Genomic DNA, 4,060 nt, shown 5'->3' with positions numbered 1-4,060 from the left:
CTCTGGGTGCGCTTCTACAGGGAGAGAAAGGACCGCCGCACTGCTTGAAACTCCCGTCCCCAGCCTTCACTCACAAGCTGTTGCGCATTGCCGTTTCCCAAGGACGATCCCCATGGTGTTCCGCTGGTTCGAATCGCTGATCGACGCGTTCAAGGAACCCGTCGACGGCATGCCGCCGCAGTCGGTATGGCGCTTCTATGTGTTCTACCTGCGCCAGGTGTGGCCGGTATTTGTCGCCGCGTTGGTGGTGGGTTTTGGCGTGGCCATCGTGGAGGTTTCGCTGTTCGGCTTCATCGGCAGCGTCGTGGACATGGCCAACGGCACGCCGGCCGCGGATTTCTTCCGGCTGCACGGGCGCGAGCTGCTGTGGATGGGCTTCGTGGTGCTGATCGCGCGGCCGGTGCTGCTGAGCCTGCACGACCTGCTGGTGAACCAGGCCATCGTGCCCAACCTCACCAACCGCATCCGCTGGCAGAACCACCGCTATGTGATCCGCCAGAGCCTGGGCTTTTTCCAGAACGACTACGCCGGGCGCATCGCCAACCGCATCATGCAGACGGCTGGCTCGTTGCGCGAATCGGCGGTGCAGATCGTGGACGCCATCTGGTACGTGGCCATCTATACGGGCAGCGCCATCGTGATGTTCGCCAAGGCGGACTATTGGCTCGCGCTGCCGCTGGTGTTGTGGCTGGGTGCCTACGTGGCGACGCTGGCGTATTTCGTGCCGCGGACCAAGGAGCGCTCGTGGAAGCAGTCCGAGGCACGCTCGCGCCTGATGGGCCGCATCGTGGACGGCTACAGCAACATCCTCACGCTCAAGCTGTTCGCGCATACCCAGCGCGAGGAACAGTATGTCGCCGATGCCATGGGCGAGCAGATCACGCGCATGCGTGCGATGACGCGCCTTACCACCGCGATGGACGCTGCGATCACCACGCTCAACGGCTTCCTCATCGTCGGCACGTCCGCGCTGGCCATCTGGCTGTGGAGTCAGGGCAAGGTGACGGTGGGCGCCATTGCGCTGTCCACCGGCCTGGTCATCCGCATCAACAACATGTCCGGCTGGATCATGTGGGTGGTCAACGGCATCTTCGAGAACGTCGGCACCGTGCAGGACGGCATCGAGACCATCTCCAGGCCGCGCGCCGTGCAGGACCGCGAAGGCGCCATGCCGCTGGAAGTCACCGAAGGCAACGTGCGCTTCGATGACATCCACTTCCACTACGGCAAGAAGGGCGGCGTCATTTCGGGCCTGAATCTCGACGTGCGTGGCGGCGAAAAGATCGGCGTGGTGGGCCCGTCGGGCGCGGGCAAGTCCACGCTGGTGAACGTGCTGCTTCGCCTGTACGACCTGGAAGGCGGGCGCATCCTCATCGACGGGCAGGACATCGCCAGCGTCAACCAGGAAAGCCTGCGTGCCCAGATCGGCGTGGTGACGCAGGACACCTCGCTGCTGCACCGTTCCATCCGCGACAACCTGCTGTACGGCCGTCCCGATGCGGGCGAGGCGCAGGTGATCGAGGCCGTGCGCAAGGCGAGGGCGGACGAGTTCATCCCCCAGTTGGTGGACGGCGAGGGGCGCGTGGGTTACGACGCGCATGTGGGCGAGCGTGGCGTGAAGCTCAGCGGCGGCCAGCGCCAGCGCATCGCCATCGCTCGCGTGCTGCTGAAGGACGCGCCCATCCTCATCCTGGACGAAGCCACCTCGGCGCTCGATTCGGAGGCCGAGGCGGCCATCCAGGACAGCCTGGAGCTGCTGATGCGCGGCAAGACGGTGATCGCCATCGCGCATCGCCTGTCCACCATCGCCCGCATGGACCGGCTGGTGGTGATGGACAAGGGCAACATCGTGGAAACCGGTACGCATGCCGAGCTGATCGCGCACGGCGGCCTCTACGCCCGCTTGTGGAAGCGCCAGACCGGAGGCTTCGTGGCCGCGGAAGATCCCGCCGAGGACAGCGCGATCGCCTGATGACGCCCGGAGCAACCCGTTGTGGGAGCGCACCCTGTGCGCGACCGCGGCCTCCGCCATGCCGGCAACCGTTTCTTGCACGCTGCACGCACCACCGCCGCGACAAACACATCGCTGCAATCCACACGCCTTAGCATCGCTTTGTCCCATGCTTCACGGCGGCACCGGCAGCATGCGGCTTTCATTCCTTCATCGGAGCAGCGTCATGCCTTCCAAGACCGCCCTGGCACGCGCGCGCAAGGACCAGCGTGAGGGCAAGGCCGCCAGCACGCAGGCCGGCGAGTTTGTGCGCGAGGAGATCGAACACATCCGCGAAGGCAAGCACGGTGCGCGTTCGGCTTCTCAGGCCATCGCCATCGGCCTGTCCGAGGCTCGCCGCGCCGGTATCAAGGTACCGGCCAAGAAAGCTGCCGCGGCGGGAAAGAGCGCGCGCAAGAAACCTGCTTCCCGCAAGGCGAGCTCGGAAACTTCGGCCACGCGCAGCCGGGCCGCGCTGAAGGCGCTCAAGCGCGAAGGCACCGAAGCGGCCTCGAAGAAGGCGTTGTCACGCCATGCCAGCAAGGCGGCGGCGAAGCGCACGCCGGCCGAGCGTTCGTCGGCCGCGAAAAAGGCGGCGAAGACCAAGGGCCCCACCGTGCGCAAGGCGGCAGCGAAGAAGGCCGCCGCGCACCGCAGCGCGGCCAGCCGGTCGGCCGCCGCGACGCGGGCGGCCCGCACGCGCGCCATGCGGGCGCGTACGCGCTGAACTTCGCCCGGGCCGCCGGCGATTCACGTCGACGAAGTTGTTGTGGGCCAGAGGTTCCCCTCCGGGCCGCGGATTCCGACGCACTACCGATCGTTGAGATTGGCCGCTAGCGAACCGACATGACTTCAAGCACAGGCGACGGGTTTCGTCCGCGCGCAGGCTCCCATGCGTTCCGGAGGAGTCCGCCATGCGCATATCGATGCTTGCCGTCCTGTTGGCCGCCTGTGTCGTGCCCGGCGCCCTGATGCCAGCGCGGGCCGCGGAAGCGCCCAAATCGCTGCGCGACGAACTGCTTCGGACCACGCAGGCGCTGGTGGATGCGCTGCCCACGGGTGATCGCGCCGTATGGGAGAACGCGCTTACCGACGACGCTGTCCTCGTCGACGAATTCGGTCGCGTGGCGCACAAGGCCGATACGGTGGCCTCGCTTCATCCTTTCCCGAAAGGTTTTTCAGGCAGCATCGAGCTGCGCGATCCGCACGTACAGCAGTACGGCGACACGGCCATCCTGCAGGTGGAGGAATACGAACGCGAAAGCGTGTTCGGCCAGAACCTGGTGGTGCGTTACCAGTCGCTGCTCACATTCGTGAAGCAGGGCAACGCCTGGAAGCTCGCCGGCTACGGCGATGTCACGCTGCCCACCGAGCCGCCGAAGCTTGCCGTTACCGGACTGCAACCCGGCGACTACGAAGGCAGCTATCGCTACGCACCCGATCGCGTGTGGAAGATCAGCAATGACCACGGCGTGCTCCGCCTCGTCACCAGGGCCGGCGCGCAGGCCAATACGCTGGAGCCCATCGCCAGGGAGGTGTTCATGGGCAGTGACGACGAACGCAACCTCTTCATCTTCCAGCGCGACGCGCAAGGCAAGGTCACCTCGCTGATCGAGCGGCGCAAGTTCAATGACTTGCGCCTGGATCGCGACGCCTGATCATGGCTCGGGTGGCCTGGGCGCAGTGGGCTCGGGCAAGCTGGCTCCCGTGACGACAACCACGGGTACTTCATCGGCGTGAACCGGCTTGCGCCGCATGAATGTCATGCTTGGAAACACATCATCGCGTCGGATCAATGCGTGATACAGCGCCGCGCCCATGTGCCCGAGTATTGTGAGGAACAGCAGATAGGCCAGGTAGCGATGCGCTTCGCGTAGCCACGCGAACGACGTAGCGCTGGCCGACAGGATGGGCGGCAGGTGCAGCGAGCTTCCCAGCATCACCGGGTAACCGCCGGCCGAGAGCATGGCCCAGCCGATAAGCGGCATCGCGATCATCAGGCCATACAGCGCCCAGTGCGATGCATGCGCCATCCATTGCATCAGTGGCGGCATGTCCGCGGGCAGGGCG

4 protein-coding genes are annotated in these 4,060 nt (G+C 65.9%); 3 read left to right on the top strand and 1 reads right to left on the bottom strand.

What is annotated here, in order from left to right:
• Positions 1–115 precede the first annotated feature (115 nt).
• The 3 genes from VFG49_RS15155 (at position 116) to VFG49_RS15145 (ending at position 3,648) form a co-directional block, all read left to right on the top strand.
• Positions 116–1,972 (top strand): ABC transporter ATP-binding protein, encoded by a 1,857-nt coding sequence (locus VFG49_RS15155; RefSeq protein WP_324861973.1) that lies wholly within the window; start codon positions 116–118, stop codon positions 1,970–1,972.
• 205 nt (positions 1,973–2,177) lie between these two features.
• Positions 2,178–2,717, top strand: a complete 540-nt coding sequence (locus tag VFG49_RS15150) for a DUF6496 domain-containing protein (RefSeq protein ID WP_324861971.1) — start codon at positions 2,178–2,180, stop codon at positions 2,715–2,717.
• A gap of 187 nt (positions 2,718–2,904) precedes the next feature.
• Positions 2,905–3,648 (top strand): nuclear transport factor 2 family protein, encoded by a 744-nt coding sequence (locus VFG49_RS15145; RefSeq protein ID WP_324861969.1) that lies wholly within the window; start codon positions 2,905–2,907, stop codon positions 3,646–3,648.
• Here the strand turns inward: VFG49_RS15145 and VFG49_RS15140 are convergent.
• Positions 3,649–4,060: cytochrome b (locus VFG49_RS15140; protein ID WP_324861967.1), on the bottom strand; the 412-nt coding region annotated here is incomplete at its 5' end. It lies immediately after the preceding gene.

The organism is Dyella sp. (assembly GCF_035685885.1).
Lineage (GTDB): Bacteria > Pseudomonadota > Gammaproteobacteria > Xanthomonadales > Rhodanobacteraceae > Dyella.
Note: the sequence above shows the minus strand (reverse complement) of the source record. Positions and strands in the feature narration are given on the sequence as shown.

Excerpts from the sequence above, each read along its gene's own strand:
- VFG49_RS15145 (WP_324861969.1), top strand. The coding sequence starts at position 2,905 with ATGCGCATATCGATGCTTGCCGTCCTGTTGGCCGCCTGTGTCGTGCCC.
- VFG49_RS15150 (WP_324861971.1), top strand. The coding sequence starts at position 2,178 with ATGCCTTCCAAGACCGCCCTGGCACGCGCGCGCAAGGACCAGCGTGAG.